General features: G+C 44.7%; 18 protein-coding genes. 13 read left to right on the top strand and 5 right to left on the bottom strand.

Going from position 1 to position 13,941, the window contains the following annotated elements; all coding sequences use genetic code 11:
* Positions 1 to 78: 78 nt before the first annotated feature.
* Positions 79 to 315, bottom strand: a complete 237-nt coding sequence (locus BM278_RS05185) for a DUF2249 domain-containing protein (protein WP_090948313.1) — start codon at positions 313 to 315, stop codon at positions 79 to 81.
* 130 nt (positions 316 to 445) lie between these two features.
* Here BM278_RS05185 and BM278_RS05190 point away from each other — a divergent pair, with 130 nt between their 5' ends.
* A complete protein-coding gene (locus tag BM278_RS05190; protein ID WP_208601748.1) occupies positions 446 to 598 on the top strand; it encodes a hypothetical protein in 153 nt (50 codons plus the stop codon).
* A 70-nt stretch (positions 599 to 668) separates the two neighbouring features.
* Here BM278_RS05190 and BM278_RS05195 read toward each other — a convergent pair whose 3' ends face one another.
* Entirely contained in the window at positions 669 to 3,032 is a 2,364-nt protein-coding gene (locus BM278_RS05195; protein WP_090948315.1) for a nitric-oxide reductase large subunit, read from the bottom strand.
* A gap of 226 nt (positions 3,033 to 3,258) precedes the next feature.
* Between BM278_RS05195 and BM278_RS05200 the strand changes: the two genes are divergently transcribed.
* The 5 genes from BM278_RS05200 to BM278_RS05220 all read left to right on the top strand — a co-directional run bounded on the left by BM278_RS05200 (position 3,259) and on the right by BM278_RS05220 (position 6,132).
* Positions 3,259 to 3,951 (top strand): Crp/Fnr family transcriptional regulator, encoded by a 693-nt coding sequence (locus BM278_RS05200; RefSeq protein ID WP_090948317.1) that lies wholly within the window; start codon positions 3,259 to 3,261, stop codon positions 3,949 to 3,951.
* A gap of 69 nt (positions 3,952 to 4,020) precedes the next feature.
* Positions 4,021 to 4,257: a DUF2249 domain-containing protein gene (locus BM278_RS05205; RefSeq protein ID WP_208601749.1), complete on the top strand. Its 237-nt coding sequence runs from the start codon at positions 4,021 to 4,023 to the stop codon at positions 4,255 to 4,257.
* Positions 4,258 to 4,356: 99 nt separating this feature from the next.
* Complete coding sequence (locus BM278_RS05210; protein ID WP_090948341.1) at positions 4,357 to 4,566, top strand: DUF2249 domain-containing protein; 210 nt, start codon at positions 4,357 to 4,359, stop codon at positions 4,564 to 4,566.
* 5 nt (positions 4,567 to 4,571) lie between these two features.
* A complete protein-coding gene (locus tag BM278_RS05215) occupies positions 4,572 to 5,813 on the top strand; it encodes a hypothetical protein (RefSeq protein WP_090948320.1) in 1,242 nt (413 codons plus the stop codon).
* A 16-nt stretch (positions 5,814 to 5,829) separates the two neighbouring features.
* A complete protein-coding gene (locus tag BM278_RS05220) occupies positions 5,830 to 6,132 on the top strand; it encodes a metal-sulfur cluster assembly factor (RefSeq protein WP_090948322.1) in 303 nt (100 codons plus the stop codon).
* 79 nt (positions 6,133 to 6,211) lie between these two features.
* On the opposite strand, the gene yjfP is transcribed toward BM278_RS05220, so the two are convergent.
* Positions 6,212 to 6,979 carry an esterase gene (gene yjfP / locus BM278_RS05225; protein ID WP_090948324.1) on the bottom strand — a complete coding sequence of 256 codons (768 nt, stop codon included), beginning with the start codon at positions 6,977 to 6,979 and terminating at the stop codon, positions 6,212 to 6,214.
* 137 nt (positions 6,980 to 7,116) lie between these two features.
* On the opposite strand from yjfP, the gene BM278_RS05230 reads away from it, so the two are divergent.
* The 5 genes from BM278_RS05230 (at position 7,117) to BM278_RS05245 (ending at position 9,534) form a co-directional block, all read left to right on the top strand.
* Positions 7,117 to 7,923 carry a Cof-type HAD-IIB family hydrolase gene (locus tag BM278_RS05230; protein ID WP_090948325.1) on the top strand — a complete coding sequence of 269 codons (807 nt, stop codon included), beginning with the start codon at positions 7,117 to 7,119 and terminating at the stop codon, positions 7,921 to 7,923.
* A gap of 88 nt (positions 7,924 to 8,011) precedes the next feature.
* Positions 8,012 to 8,164 (top strand): hypothetical protein, encoded by a 153-nt coding sequence (locus BM278_RS18645; RefSeq protein WP_167359579.1) that lies wholly within the window; start codon positions 8,012 to 8,014, stop codon positions 8,162 to 8,164.
* Positions 8,165 to 8,166: 2 nt separating this feature from the next.
* Entirely contained in the window at positions 8,167 to 8,367 is a 201-nt protein-coding gene (locus BM278_RS05235; protein ID WP_090948326.1) for a DUF3813 domain-containing protein, read from the top strand.
* Positions 8,368 to 8,479: 112 nt separating this feature from the next.
* Positions 8,480 to 9,343 (top strand): DegV family protein, encoded by an 864-nt coding sequence (locus BM278_RS05240; RefSeq protein ID WP_090948328.1) that lies wholly within the window; start codon positions 8,480 to 8,482, stop codon positions 9,341 to 9,343.
* A 59-nt stretch (positions 9,344 to 9,402) separates the two neighbouring features.
* Complete coding sequence (locus BM278_RS05245) at positions 9,403 to 9,534, top strand: DUF3941 domain-containing protein (protein ID WP_090948330.1); 132 nt, start codon at positions 9,403 to 9,405, stop codon at positions 9,532 to 9,534.
* Between the two features lie 32 nt (positions 9,535 to 9,566).
* Here BM278_RS05245 and BM278_RS05250 read toward each other — a convergent pair whose 3' ends face one another.
* Together BM278_RS05250 and BM278_RS05255 are read right to left on the bottom strand one after the other, a co-directional pair.
* The gene (locus tag BM278_RS05250) at positions 9,567 to 11,219 is read right to left on the bottom strand and encodes a methyl-accepting chemotaxis protein (RefSeq protein WP_090948332.1); all 1,653 of its coding nucleotides are present in this window, start codon (positions 11,217 to 11,219) and stop codon (positions 9,567 to 9,569) included.
* Positions 11,220 to 11,242: 23 nt separating this feature from the next.
* Positions 11,243 to 12,229: a BMP family lipoprotein gene (locus BM278_RS05255; RefSeq protein WP_090948333.1), complete on the bottom strand. Its 987-nt coding sequence runs from the start codon at positions 12,227 to 12,229 to the stop codon at positions 11,243 to 11,245.
* A 431-nt stretch (positions 12,230 to 12,660) separates the two neighbouring features.
* On the opposite strand from BM278_RS05255, the gene BM278_RS05260 reads away from it, so the two are divergent.
* Entirely contained in the window at positions 12,661 to 13,152 is a 492-nt protein-coding gene (locus BM278_RS05260; protein WP_081159986.1) for a YajQ family cyclic di-GMP-binding protein, read from the top strand.
* A 198-nt stretch (positions 13,153 to 13,350) separates the two neighbouring features.
* Positions 13,351 to 13,941: IS982 family transposase (locus BM278_RS05265; RefSeq protein WP_090948335.1), on the top strand; the 591-nt coding region annotated here is incomplete at its 3' end.

Consider the following 13,941-nt stretch of genomic DNA (forward strand, 5'->3'; position numbering starts at 1 on the left):
ATCTCTGTTTCACTGTATCATGAGGGCAGCAAAAAGAAAAGACTCCCGCAATTTCCCGGGAATCTTTTCCGAAAAAATTTATTGTTTTTTGCCGATCGCAACCCGCCAAATTTCCGGTCCTTCTTCTAAGTACTCCCAAGTAAATTGATCGGGGCGTTCCATCATAAACTGATAATGCAGCGGCCGCGGATCATGGTCGTTCGTCAGCTCCATCACTTCCCCTGGCTTCAAGCTATCGAATAAACGAAAAATCGCAGGATGTCTTTCTTTCGGTTCATAATCAGGCGCATGAATTTTTGCGGCAAATTGACTCATAATTGTTGCCTCCTTTATAGTATAATGAGTTATATACACATCATAATCGCTTTTGTCGTTTGTCGTAGTGATGAACATCACAACCTACAACATAATAATTTTCAATCGTTTAGGAAAGGAGAAATGGTGGTTGGAAGAGCTTGTTGGCTTTTGTTCGCAATGCGGCAAACCGATTCATTGTTTGCATGGTTTTTTAAACGGCATCATTAGCGACGAAAAAGAAACGTTGTATTGTTTTCAATGTTACGAAGAAAAAGAAGAAGCGAAGAGCAGCCGACAATGAGCAAAATAGAAAGCGTTATCATATAAGGATAAAAGAATCACAGCGCGAATCGCCGTGATTCTTTTTTTATTTATTCTTCTTCGGTCAAATCGGCAACCGGAAGCGCTTCTCCCTCGCCGTGTGTCGGTTTGCGCAAATGGAATAGCGATTTGACGCTGAATGCCATCAGCACGATGACGCCAATTAAGAAAATCGTATCTGGAACAGAACGGATCGTGAGCAAAGTTTGTATAAGATCCTGTTGTAAAAACGCTGGGGAACGCGATGCCCAATAGCCGTGTTCAAACGCTTCTTGTATTTGCAGAATACCGATTGGCAGCAGCGTCACTGCAATCATCCCGGCAAGCCCGATATTAAGCATCCAGCACGCGAATTTTAACCATTTATCATTCCATGCTTCCGGCTTGACGATATTGCGCAGCGAATACAGCAGCACCGCGATGCCGAACATTCCGTATACTCCCATCATCGCCCCATGGCCATGAGTCGGCGTCAAAAATTGCCCGTGTTCGAAATAGCTTACGGCCGGCAAGTTGATGAGGAATCCAAGCACACCGGCGCCGACTAAGTTCCAAATCGCTGTAGAAATCAAAAACCAAAATGTTGACTTATAAGGGAAGTTGACGCCGCCATCGCGCATCATTTTATATTGCTCATATGCTTCTAAAATAAGCAATGTAAGCGGAATGACTTCAAGCGCCGAAAAAACGGCACCAAGCGCAATCCATATTTCCGCCGAACCGTTGTAGTAATAGTGGTGTCCAATTCCAATGACCCCGCTGCCAAGCAAAATCGTAAATTGGAAATATAACGCTCTTACTGTAGAAGATTTTGTGACAAGTTTCATTTGCACTAACAAAAAGCCGATCACAACAACGGCGAACACTTCAAAAATTCCTTCCACCCACAAATGGATAATCCACCAGCGCCAATAATCAGCCATCGTAAAGTTCGTATCTGGCTTCATGAAGAACGCAAAGATATAAAAGAACGGCACCGCTATCGCCGAGTAGAACAATAAGTGAATCAAACCCCCTTTATCGCTCTCTCGCTTTAAGCCGCTTTTAATGCCGCGAAAGACGATAAACAGCCAAATGATCATGCCTACTACCAAAATGATTTGCCAAATGCGGCCAAGTTCAATGTACTCCCATCCTTGATGGCCAAGCAAGAACCAGCTGTTTCCTAAATATCCGTTCACACCGAGCCATTGGCCGATCATGCTGCCGCCGACAAGAACAACGAGCGCCCAAAACAAAATATCAACAAGAAGCCCTTGTCTTTTCGGCTCATGCCCGCCGACAAGCGGCGCGATAAAAATCCCCATGCCGAGCCATGATGTCGCAATCCAGAAAATCGCCAACTGTAAATGGTAGCTTTTCGCAATGTTAAACGGCAATAAATCGTGGATCCATTTGATGCCGAAAAAGCTGTCTGGCTCTACATAATAATGGGCAAGCAGCGCGCCGAACATCGATTGAACGAAAAACAGCACAGCAACAATCGCAAAATATTTTCCAGATTTCACTTGCGAAGGAGTCAAAGGCTGCTTGCGCAAATCGATCACAGGGAATTGCCCTTCTTTATACGCTTCTTGCATGCTTAATTGATAACGGTAGAAGAAGAACAAAATAATCCCGACAAATAAAATTAAGATTGTTACGCTTGCTCCGCTCCACCACATCGCGGAAAACGACATCGTATTTCCTGCATCTTCATAATATGGCCAGTTGTTTGTATACGTAATATGGTCCCCGATTCTTGGAGTGCTCGATAACCAAGCGGTCCAGAAGAAGAAATCGGCAATTTGCTGAATTTGATCGCTATCCGCTACCCAGGCGCGGTGTGCTTTTGGCATATCCTCCTCCTTAATCAATCCTTTTTGCAAACCCCAACCATCACCGTTTGTAAATACGCGACGATAATGGTCGCGGACTTTTTCCAGTCCGTATACTTGTGCGTCGGTTAACACGAGCACATCGGTAACCGGATTGTAGCGGTTTTTCCGCATTTCTTTGATTACTTTATCGCGAATAATCGTTTTTTCATCTTTCGATAGTTGCGAGAACGGTTTTCCATATCGTTCTTTTGCTTTATACTCTTGCATTCCTTCCGTATAAATCTTCAATGCCTCTGCCGTATAATCTGGACCCATGTAAGATCCATGCCCAAGCACAGTGCCGTAATCCATCAGGCCATACTTTTGAAACACTGCCTGTCCGCCGATAATCGTTTCTTTTGTCATCAACACTTCGCCGCTTTCGCTTCGCACTTCTTTTGGGCGCGGCGCCATTTCTTTAAAAATCCAATACCCGCCGACAAGCAGGACGGTAAAGCTGATTAAAATCGTAAAAATTAATATCGATTTAAGAAAACTATTTTGTGTCCGCCGTTCGGGACGGAAAGACGGACGAACGGATCGATTAACCTCCATCCATGATCAACCTCCTATCTTTGCTTCGCTCTCATTGTAGCGCCGCAAAAATAAAAAAAATGTGAGTCATGGCAAACGGATGCTATGATTTATGTCACAGCCCGCATATGAAGAAACTCATAAAATGGTAGTATAGAAATAGCGGAAATTCTTATGATCCTTGTTAAAGAAAACTCCACTTAATAAAAGTCACATTTTTGTCAAAATTGCGTAAGGAGATGGAATAATGACGAATGATTGGATGAAAGAACGTTTAAAAAATGTCCCGCTTTTTCGCGAGTTATCCGATCATGAACTGGAGTCGCTCGTATCGATTTCCCATGTGCGCGTCTATAAGCCGCGGACGTTCGTGTTTATGCAAGGAGATCCGTTAGAACGCGTCTATTTCATCCATTCCGGAACGGTCAAAATTTATAAAACGGATATGAACGGAAAAGAACAAATTGTTTCGATTTTGCAGACGGGGGAAATGTTCCCGCACGCCGGTTTTTTCCTAAAAGGCACGTATCCCGCACACGCGGAAGTCATCGAAGAAGCGACATTAATTGCAATTCCGATCGCGGACTTCGAACAAACGTTAATTTGCTATCCGGAACTATGCATTAAGCTATTCCGCGTCATGGGCGAAAAAATCGTTGATTTGCAAAATCGCTTGGAAGAACAAATTCTCCATAACACGTATGAACAAATCATCATGCTTCTTTTGCGCTTGACGAAAACAAACGCGGTGCAGCAAGGAAAGCTTTACCGCTTGACTGCCCATGTGACGAATCGAGAGCTCGCAAACATGATCGGCACCTCGCGGGAAACGGTGAGCCGAACGCTCAGCCAATTAAAGCGAAAAGGATTGATTGATGTCGATAAAGACGGGTTTTATCTGATCGATGCGGAAGGATTGAAAAAAGAAATTTTTTTCTAGCTGTGTGATGCAGATCACAACGTTTGAAAATGAGAATTACTATCATAGCAAGTAAAGGAGGGAATCATAGTGGGAACGATCGTCGAGTTGGATGTCCGTGAAGATTTACAAAAGAAAATCGAACCATTTGAAAAAATTATGAACGCAATTAAACCGCTTCAGGCAGGGGACACGTTTATTTTGCACGCACCATTTAAGCCGATTCCACTGCTTCCGATTATGAAGGCAAAAGGCTTTACGTATAAAGCGGAACAAATGGAAAAAAAGCATTGGAAAGTCACTTTCGTCAAACAAGGGAATAATTAAGTTGCGGAAAGCACGCAAAAAGCGTTTTTCCGGCGATTCAAGCCGTTGAACATGAGCGGAAGTTTGCGCAATCATTTAAACTTAATCGGGGTGATAACGGTGATTCTTGACAACCGCGGGCTAGAACCGCCGCAACCGATGATGCGGACATTAACCGCGCTTGCAAAACTCCAGTCCGGAGAAACATTGACGATCATTAACGACCGCCGCCCGATGTTTTTATACGAACAGCTTGATGAGCTCGGCTATAAACACGAAACCATCGAGCGGGAAGACGGCAGCTTTCAAATTACGATTACAAAAGGATGACAAGCATGATTCCAACGAATACGGCATATGAAACAAATATTCGCCTTCCTTTTTTATTTATCGTGTTTGGTGTCATCGCTTTCGCCGCATCACAAACGATCATGCTCGCCGCCGGGCCCACCATAGTAAACGGAGCGTTCCGCCTGCCAACGATATGGGCGGCGGCGCATTTGGCAATGCTCGGTTTTGCGCTGATGGTTGCGATGGGAGCAATGTACCAACTCGTTCCTGTCGCGTTTTTGACACCGATTTGGAGCGAACGGCTAGGGTTTGTGCAATTTTTCATCACCGCCGCCGGAATCGCGTTATTTTCCGCTAGTTTAGCGTTTCACGCACGCGCTGCATTTTTCCCAGGACTGCTGCTTGTGCTTGGTATCGTGCTTTTTCTTTTCCAAATGGCAATGACATTGCGAAAACAAGCGAAAAAAAATATGATGACATTGTTTGTCAGCACGGCGCTTGTTTGTTTATTATTTACAATCGTATTTGGGCTGACGCTTGCCTTTCACTTTTGGAGCGGCACACAAACGATGGATCATCTCTTTGCTTTAAAGACACACATCTTATTCGGCGTATTCGGTTGGTTTACCTTGCTGATTATCGGTTTTTCATATAAGATGGTGCCGATGTTTTCCCTCGCGCATGGATTTTCGATGAAACCGGCGCGCTATGTGTACGCTGCTTACGTCACCGGGCTGGCGGTAACGTTTGTAAGCTTTTGGAAAAATCATCAGGCGGCATTTGTCGCCGGTGCCGGCCTTTTATTTATCGCATTCGCCCTATTTGTTTATCATATATCGTCGATGTTGCGGAAACGGATGAAAAAAAGGCTCGACCGTCCATTCCAGTTCGCTTTATTGGCCATTGCGATCGCTCTCATTCTGCACGGGGCGGCGTTTATCTTGTCATTTTTCGGCGACCATCGCAAAATCGCGATTGTGATTTACGGCTATCTGCTTGGCTGGATTATGTTAAGCATCATCGGCTATTTATATAAAATTGTTCCGTTTTTATGGTGGACGCATCGCTACAGCAAAAAAATCGGCAAGGAAAATGTACCGACGTTAAAACAAATGATGAATGAAAATTGGACCGCCGTTCAATGCGCGTTGTTTACGATCAGCGCGATCGGCGTCACAATCGCGTTGGACGTCTCCAACTTGCCGCTATTTTATATCGCCCAAGGCGCAATGACATTGTTTTCTCTTCTTTTTGTCGGCACGGTTATTTCGGTTTTGCGGAAATAAAAAGGAGGCAATGATCATGGATATTCGCGAATTAGTACTTCAACAGCTTCGAACGGTTTTTGACCCGGAATTGGGGATCAATGTCGTTGATTTAGGATTAATTTATGATTTGCAAATCAGCGATGGCAACATATATATTTTAATGACGCTGACGACGCCGGGATGCCCGCTTCACGATTCCATCGTCGGCGGTGTGAAGCGCGCGCTTGAACATATCGACGGCATTCGTGATGTCAAAGTGGAAGTTACATGGAACCCGCCGTGGACGCCGGAGCGGATGAGCGAAGAAGCGTTGCGGCAATTAGGGCATTTTTCATAAAAACATATCGTTTTTTTCATCCGCTTTTTTCTCCCGACAACGCATAGCGGCTATGCTTTGCCTAGCATAGCCGCTTTTTCTACACATGTTTCGAAAACCACTTTACCGTCTCTAAAAGCGCTTCCCTTGTCACTTTATGCCCAGCCTGATCGTCGGAAATAAATTTTAAGTTTTCTTTTTTCTCTTGATAAAGCCGTTTTATCTGCTCATAAAATTCATATGTATAAGAATAAGGCACAACCGGGTCACACTTTCCGTGCCAAATAAGAAGCGGGCGGCCCGCCAATTTCTCCGGCTGTTTGGAAAGATCGTATTTCACTAACTTTGCTTTTTCCCGTTTTAATTGCTCGTCTGACAGCGGAATAACAACCCCCATTTTTTTCGCTGTTTCGACTAATTCGTCGAAAAACATTTCATAAGCGGGGCATCCCATCAGAGAAACAGCCGCTTTAATCCATGGATACACAGCGAGCGAACCGAATGTGGCGATTCCTCCCATCGATGTGCCGGCAAGCCCGACTCGGTCTGGGTCAATCAAGCGCCGCCGCTCCATCTCTTCTTTTATCCATTTCACTTCCGCAATCGTCTGCTGGACGACATGCCAAAACATCAACTGCAACTCACGCTCTGATAAAAACGTGCCGCGTTCCCCATGATAAAGAGCATCCGGTAACACGACGCGGTATCCTGCTTCGGCAAGCAAATACGCAAAATGCAAATTATGCTCTTTCGCGCTTGTAAATCCATGAATAAACAGAATGAACGGCAATCGTTCCTCTTTCTTTTCTTTTTTTACGACATGCAGCACAGGTACTTGGGCAACCGTTTCTTTTTCAATAATGACCATAAACCAAAACTCCTTCTTTTTTCTATATAGTGTAACATGTAGACAAAAAATTTGGAAAAGAGTTACACTATATTATAAAATAGTAAAATAAAGCAGAGAACCGTTTATACTTTAAAAACAAAAGCAAAGGAGTCATTATGAAGCGACATTTAATTGCATTAGATTTAGATGGTACGTTATTAAAAGATGACAAAACGATTTCCCCGTTTACGAAAGAAATGATTTTGCGCGCCAAAGAAGAAGGGCATCTTGTCGTGATCGCCACCGGCAGGCCTTACCGCGCCAGCAAAATGTACTACGAAGAACTTGGGCTCACGACGCCGATTGTCAATTTTAACGGCGCGTTCGTCCATCACCCGGCGGACCGTTCATGGGGAGTCCGGCATTTTCCGCTTCCGCTTGAAGCCGTCAAAGACATTATCGAAGTCAGTGAAACGTATTCGATTAAAAATATTTTAGCCGAAGTGATAGACAATGTATACTTTCATGAACATGATGAAGTGCTATTAGATATTGTTCGCCTTGGCAATCCAACAATCAAAATCGGCGATTTGCGCTATGCATTAAAAGACGATCCAACGAGCATTCTTATTCATACAGACCGACAGCATATCGATCAAATACAGTCATACTTATCCGCCGTCCATGCGAACGTATTGCATCACCGGCGCTGGAATGAGCCTTGGCATATGATTGAAATTATCCGCAGCGGCGTCCATAAAGCATTTGGCCTTAAGCAGATCGCCGATTATTTTCATATTCCGAAAGAACGGGTCATCGCTTTTGGGGATGAAGATAACGATTTAGAAATGATCGAATGGGCAGGTTATGGCATCGCGATGGGCAACGCCATTGAGCCGCTCAAACAAATCGCAGATGATGTAACGACAACGAATGAAGAAGACGGCATCGGCGTATACTTAAAATCGCTGTTAAAGCTGTAACGAATTGCCTTATTATCATTCCCTTTATCCGGTTACACTATCCATGACGCAACGCTGCGTCTTTACTTTTTCAAAGGGGGAATACGTCTTGGGCAAACGAAACAAGTCGAAACGCTTCATCCAACAAAGCGCCGATGCGGTAGAAAAACATGACGAACGAATCCCTTACCATATGACATACGCCGAAGCGGAAGCGCGCAAGGCGGAAAAAGCGTTTGAAACATCGCTTGGAGGCGAATAACGATGGGCAACCGGTTGTTTCAGGAAGCGCGCAAAGCGGTGATGCAGGCGAAACAATCAGCAAACGGCCAAGCGGATATCGAACTAGACCGCGCCATCGCTATCGCGAAAAATGCTTTATCGTCGGCCTACGCGCATTCTAATACGGCGGAAAAAGCGCAGCTGCGTCAATTTCAAGAAGAACTTGATCAACTCACTCGATAACGGTTGCGGCGCTCGTCCGCAACCGTTTTATGCGACAGAAAATTTGTCTTTTTCCTTCATCAGCGCTACACTAAAACATGTTCTTATCTTAACTTTGTAAGAGGTGGATACAGTGTCAATTCAAATTATTACTGACAGCGGCTGCGATCTTCCGTATGCTTATTTGCAAGAGCACAACATCGCATTTCTGCCGCTTCTTGTCCATTTTAATGGCGAAGAATATGAAGACTTTATCACCATCGAACCGAAACAAGTATATGACGCAATGCGCAACGGACAAATCGTAAAAACCGCGCAAGCGAATCCATTGAAAATGAAAGAACTGTTTACCAAATATGCAAAAGAAAACCGCCCTTGCCTATATATCGCGTTTTCTTCGCAACTGTCGGGTACATATCAAACCGCGATGGCGATTCGCAGCGAAGTGCTGGAGGAATATCCTGAATTTCAGCTGACGATTATCGATTCTAAATGCGCTTCGCTCGGACAAGGACTGGCGGTGATGAAAGCAGCGGAACTAGCAGAAAAAGGAACGCCGTACAACTTATTATGCGAAACAATTGCTTCTTACTGCCGCCATATGGAACATATTTTTACGGTCGATAATCTTGAATACCTGGCGCGCGGCGGACGAATCAACAAAGCAGCGGCAATGGTCGGCAGCCTTTTGAACATTAAGCCGCTCCTCCATGTCGAAGACGGCAAGCTCATTCCGCTTGAGAAATTACGCGGCCGTAAAAAAGTGCTAAAGCGCATGGTTGAAATCATGGGTGAGCGCGGCGACGATCTGCAAAAACAAGTGATCGGCATCAGCCACGGCGACGATGAAGAAGCCGCTCTGGAGTTAAAGCAGCTTATTGAAAAAACATACGGCTGCACGCGCTTTTTTATTTGCGAAATCGGCGGCGCGATCGGCGCTCACGCCGGACCGGGAACATTGGCGCTCTTTTTCTTGAACAAATATATCGAAGCATAAGTCCTCCTTTTCCACGCATACTAATGATGTAGACCGTGGATAAAGGAGTGCACGCCAATATGTCACATACAAGCGATAACGATAAAAAAGCGCGCGATAACAACGCGAAACGCCATGAAAAAAACATGCTTCGCGAAAAAAATCGCGAGGCGGGGAAGTTCGCGTACTCGAAAAAGACGGATCATTTATAAAAAACGGGCTGTCCTTTTATGCTGGACAGCCTTTATTCCATCCGAAATTTTGCCATCACCTCATGCATTTCATCAGTCAATTGTCTTAGTTTCGTCACTTTCTCCACCATTTTTTCAAACGCCGTCAGCTGTTCAGCCATCGATGCAGCGATTTCTTCGCTGCCAGCCGCTGACTGTTCGACGACAGCACTGATGCTTTCCACATTTTGCAATACTTTTTCTTCCAATTGTTTTGACATGTTGACACCATCGACAAGCGCTTGAATATCGACGGAAATGCCGGCTACTTTATCCTCAATTTCAGAAAACGCCTTCGTTGTCGTTTCAATCGTTTGCGATTGCTGTTCGGCAATTTTTACTCCTTGCACAACTGCTGAAGCAACGGAAGCAACACCTCGTTTAATGTGCGAAACCGTCTCGAAAATTTGTTTTGTCGCCTGTGCGGATTGCTCGGCAAGCTTGCGCACTTCTTCCGCGACAACAGCAAATCCTTTTCCCGCTTCTCCCGCTCTTGCGGCTTCGATGGCCGCGTTTAACGCCAGCAAATTCGTTTGTTCCGCAATCTCTGATATCGCCTTTGCCATTTGTTCAATATTGGCAGCATAGCTTGTAAACTCATTCGTCGCCTGTTCAATCAATAACGTGGCTTCATTGCTCTCGCGGATGAAGTGCATTTGCTGTTCCATCGCTTTTTGTCCATGTTGAATCGCTTCGACGACCGTCTCGCTGTAATGCGCTGTTTGCTTAGTTCGCTCCGCTGTTTTGGCAAACGTCTCATCCATTTTTTCAATCTGCTGCACTGCTTGTTGCAATTCTTCAGAGATGCTTTGCGCACCGGCAGATAGCTCATTGGTGGACAACGCCACTTGCCGGTTAATCTCCGTAAGCGTTTTGTTGTCTGCTTCAATTTCTTTCGCAAATGTTTCCACTTGTTGACTAACCGTCTCTACCGAGCGAAGCAGCCGTTTCAATTCCTCGACCATTGTATGAAATGCCGCATTTAATGCACCAAGCTCATCGTTTTGTTTATAATCAATACGCTCAACGAGCAAATTGCCCTCTGCAATTTTGGACGCATTATTGGCAAGCTGCTTGAGCGGATTCGTAATGGAGCGCGTTAGGCGCAGGCTTATCGCTCCCGATAGTACGATGAGGGCAATGCTGCCGATAACCGCCGTCCAAATGACAAAACGAATTTGCCCCTGCAAATCGCGCAGAAGCTCGTTGTAGTAATCGTTTGTATACAATTGCAGCGTATAGATGTCATTCACCGCTCCTTCAATCCGCATCGCCTGCCTTCTTATCTCTGACGCGTCGCGGCGATCAAGCGCGGCGAGCGAGGCCGTATGCACTTCGGCAAATTTTTGTTTCGCTTTCGCTAATAAAAAACGAAATTCTTTTTGCTTTAATGATTTTTCTAATTTGCTGATGAACTGCATTGTCGCTTTCGTTTGCACTATCACTTCCTGCTTATTTCCTTCCGTCATATTGTAAGCGGCGTTGTTTAAGCTCTGCTTTACCGACTCCATGCTTGCTTTGAGTTTTTCTACCGTCAGCAACACCGGCACCATATCTTTGTTCGTTGCCTGAATCGATAGCATATTTGCGATAATAAATCCCATCAGTATGATCGATGCAATAAGCGAAAAAAATGAATGAATCCATAATTTTCTGCGAATTGTCATTCTAATCCCCTTTTCTGTACTACTTACTTTGTCGTCACTTTTCTATCAATAATGTTTTGTTTCCACTGTTCGAGCAATTGTTGTTTTTGTTCATTCCATGGTATGACGCGAATCGGCGCGAGGCCGACCCCATTTTCCGCTAGCCCAAGCTGAACGGTGCCTGTTGGTAACTCCCCTTTTTCCACGTATTGTTTTAACACGCGGAACAAAGCGACATCGACATTTTTGACCATCGATGTCACAACCGCTTTTTCCGCGTAAAAATATTGGTCGCTGTCAACGCCAATCGCATACACGCCGCGCATTTCCGCTTCCCGAAGCGCGCCGACTCCGGTAAGTCCAGCCGCCGTATACACGACGTCGCACCTTTTAGCAAACATACCCTTGGCGATATTAGCACCGAGCTTGTCATCGCCAAAGTCGCCGGCATAGACAATTTGAACAGAAGCAGACGGCTTTATGGCATGAACTCCTTTTTCGAATCCCGTTGCAAATTTATGAATCAACGGCACATCCGCTCCACCGATAAATCCAAGGTGATTTGTTTTCGTCGTCAGCGCCGCCACCACTCCGGCAAGAAAACTCCCCTCATCTTCTTTAAACGTAATCGATGTCACGTTTGGCAGATCCGAAACAGAGTCAACTAAAATAAAACGCTGCTTTGGATATTGTTTCGCCACTTTTTCCAAATCTTTTTGCACCATAAAACCTAAACCGATGACAATATCATTGCCATCTTCAATAAGTTCCTTTAACCCTTGTTCATACGTTTTCGTATCTTTCAATTCCCGGTAATCAAAAATAATGCCTAGTTCGTCTCGTGCCTTCATTAATCCGCGAAACGCGGAGTCGCTAAACGATTGATCGCCAAGTCCGACGTCTGACAACATAATTCCAACTTTAATTCTATCTTTTTTCATTCCCGCTTCTTTCGCCGAACAGCCGACCATCAACGTGAACGTAGCCAATAAAGCAATAACAAGATGCCATATGCGTCTTTGTTGTTTCATATGTTTGTCTCCTTCTTTTTATAGTGTTCATTATTGTTTATCGGCATCGTTCGACATTTGTTAAGCTTTTTGTCAGAAAAAAGCAAAGCTGTAATTAATGAATCTCCAACATAAGGGACATATATCCTCTTTTATTTGAAGACGAAAACAATCTATTACGTGGACATTAAAAGTGGCTTACGTAGAGGTTACAGAGGAAACAGTAATTCAACAAAATGAGGTTGTCCAAATAAATCACACTATTTTAATAATTAGTATAATTAATAGAGGAACTAAAATGGTGCTAATTCCCGAATCCACTAATTTGACGGACTATCTAGAAGAATAAGAACGCTTCGATCGGCACTTGTCTCCATCCCTCTTTTTTATTGTGTCCCTTGCCACATTTTACTATAATGAAACTAAATAACGAAAAGTGCTGGAGGTCATGTATGTCAAAAGAAAGTTCCTTTGATATTGTATCAAAAGTCGATTTATCGGAAGTTACCAATGCGATCAACATCGCGCTAAAAGAAATTAAAAACCGCTACGACTTTAAAGGCAGCAAAAGCGACATTTCCTTAGAAAAAGACGAACTCGTTCTCATTTCCGACGACGAATTTAAATTGGAACAGCTTAAAGACGTGTTGATTGGCAAGCTCATTAGACGGGGCGTGCCGACGAAAAACATTCAATACGGCAAAATTGAGCCTGCTTCCGGAGGCACGGTGCGCCAGCGCGCCAAGCTCGTGCAAGGCATTGACAAGGAAAATGCGAAAAAAATCAACACGATCATTAAAAACACCGGTCTGAAAGTGAAAAGCCAAGTACAGGACGATCAAATCCGCGTCAGCGGCAAAAGCAAAGACGATTTGCAAAAGGTCATCGCCGCGATTCGCGAAGCTGATTTGCCGATTGATGTGCAATTTGTCAACTATCGCTAACACGGATGGGGGCCACTGCCCCTCCCATCCGTTTTTTTGCACCTCTTTTTATTCCTACATTGACAAAAGCATATGCTAATGTTTATTGATTATTAAAACCCGTGGTGCTAGATAAACTTGATCAAGCATAAAAATAGCCCTTGTCTGCGGATCTCCTTAAAATGAAAGTGCGACCTACCATTCGAAAGGAGAATCCCCATGCAAGAGCACTTTCATTTTACTACAGATCGAGCCAAGATTCAAAAGCAATATGCCGCCATTTTCTTTTTTGTCTCCGCTCAACTGTCATTGATTCAGACACATCTTCAACGCCGCAACCGCCATTTGGTAAAGCAAGAAGATGACGTGATCATAGCGATTCACATTTTGGGGAAGCTGCTTGGCTTTTCTTCCGAACGGGCATGGCATCGCTTTGTCACCGGAAATTTGTTCACAAACGGGCAGTTTCTCGAACGTTCCCGATACAACCGCCGTTGCCGGGCGCTGCGCTGGGCGATGAAATGGATCCGCCATGAGCTGGCGAAACGCGTCCAACATCATGCCTATGCCGTGGTCGATAGCTTGCCGTTAGAGTTGTGCCATGCTGCGAGAATGCATCGTGTCAAACGGTTTCAAGGGATCGCCGACATCGGGTATTGCGCTTCAAAAAAGCAATGGTACTACGGATTGAAACTGCACCTTCAAGTGACCGATCAAGGTTTGCCAATGGGATATGTGGTGACGGAAGCATCCTGCCACGATCGAATCGCAGCCGAAAGCGTGATGACCCAAATTCCTCATCCCTATAAC

The organism is Parageobacillus thermantarcticus (assembly GCF_900111865.1).
In the GTDB taxonomy this organism is placed as follows: domain Bacteria; phylum Bacillota; class Bacilli; order Bacillales; family Anoxybacillaceae; genus Parageobacillus; species Parageobacillus thermantarcticus.

Bases quoted from the DNA above. Each gene is read 5' to 3' on its own strand.
- BM278_RS05185 (WP_090948313.1), bottom strand. From the start codon at position 315: ATGAGTCAATTTGCCGCAAAAATTCATGCGCCTGATTATGAACCGAAA.
- BM278_RS05195 (WP_090948315.1), bottom strand. From the start codon at position 3,032: ATGGAGGTTAATCGATCCGTTCGTCCGTCTTTCCGTCCCGAACGGCGG.
- BM278_RS05200 (WP_090948317.1), top strand. From the start codon at position 3,259: ATGACGAATGATTGGATGAAAGAACGTTTAAAAAATGTCCCGCTTTTT.
- BM278_RS05215 (WP_090948320.1), top strand. From the start codon at position 4,572: ATGATTCCAACGAATACGGCATATGAAACAAATATTCGCCTTCCTTTT.
- BM278_RS05220 (WP_090948322.1), top strand. From the start codon at position 5,830: ATGGATATTCGCGAATTAGTACTTCAACAGCTTCGAACGGTTTTTGAC.
- yjfP (WP_090948324.1), bottom strand. From the start codon at position 6,979: ATGGTCATTATTGAAAAAGAAACGGTTGCCCAAGTACCTGTGCTGCAT.
- BM278_RS05230 (WP_090948325.1), top strand. From the start codon at position 7,117: ATGAAGCGACATTTAATTGCATTAGATTTAGATGGTACGTTATTAAAA.
- BM278_RS05235 (WP_090948326.1), top strand. From the start codon at position 8,167: ATGGGCAACCGGTTGTTTCAGGAAGCGCGCAAAGCGGTGATGCAGGCG.
- BM278_RS05245 (WP_090948330.1), top strand. From the start codon at position 9,403: ATGTCACATACAAGCGATAACGATAAAAAAGCGCGCGATAACAACGCG.
- BM278_RS05250 (WP_090948332.1), bottom strand. From the start codon at position 11,219: ATGACAATTCGCAGAAAATTATGGATTCATTCATTTTTTTCGCTTATT.
- BM278_RS05255 (WP_090948333.1), bottom strand. From the start codon at position 12,229: ATGAAACAACAAAGACGCATATGGCATCTTGTTATTGCTTTATTGGCT.
- BM278_RS05260 (WP_081159986.1), top strand. From the start codon at position 12,661: ATGTCAAAAGAAAGTTCCTTTGATATTGTATCAAAAGTCGATTTATCG.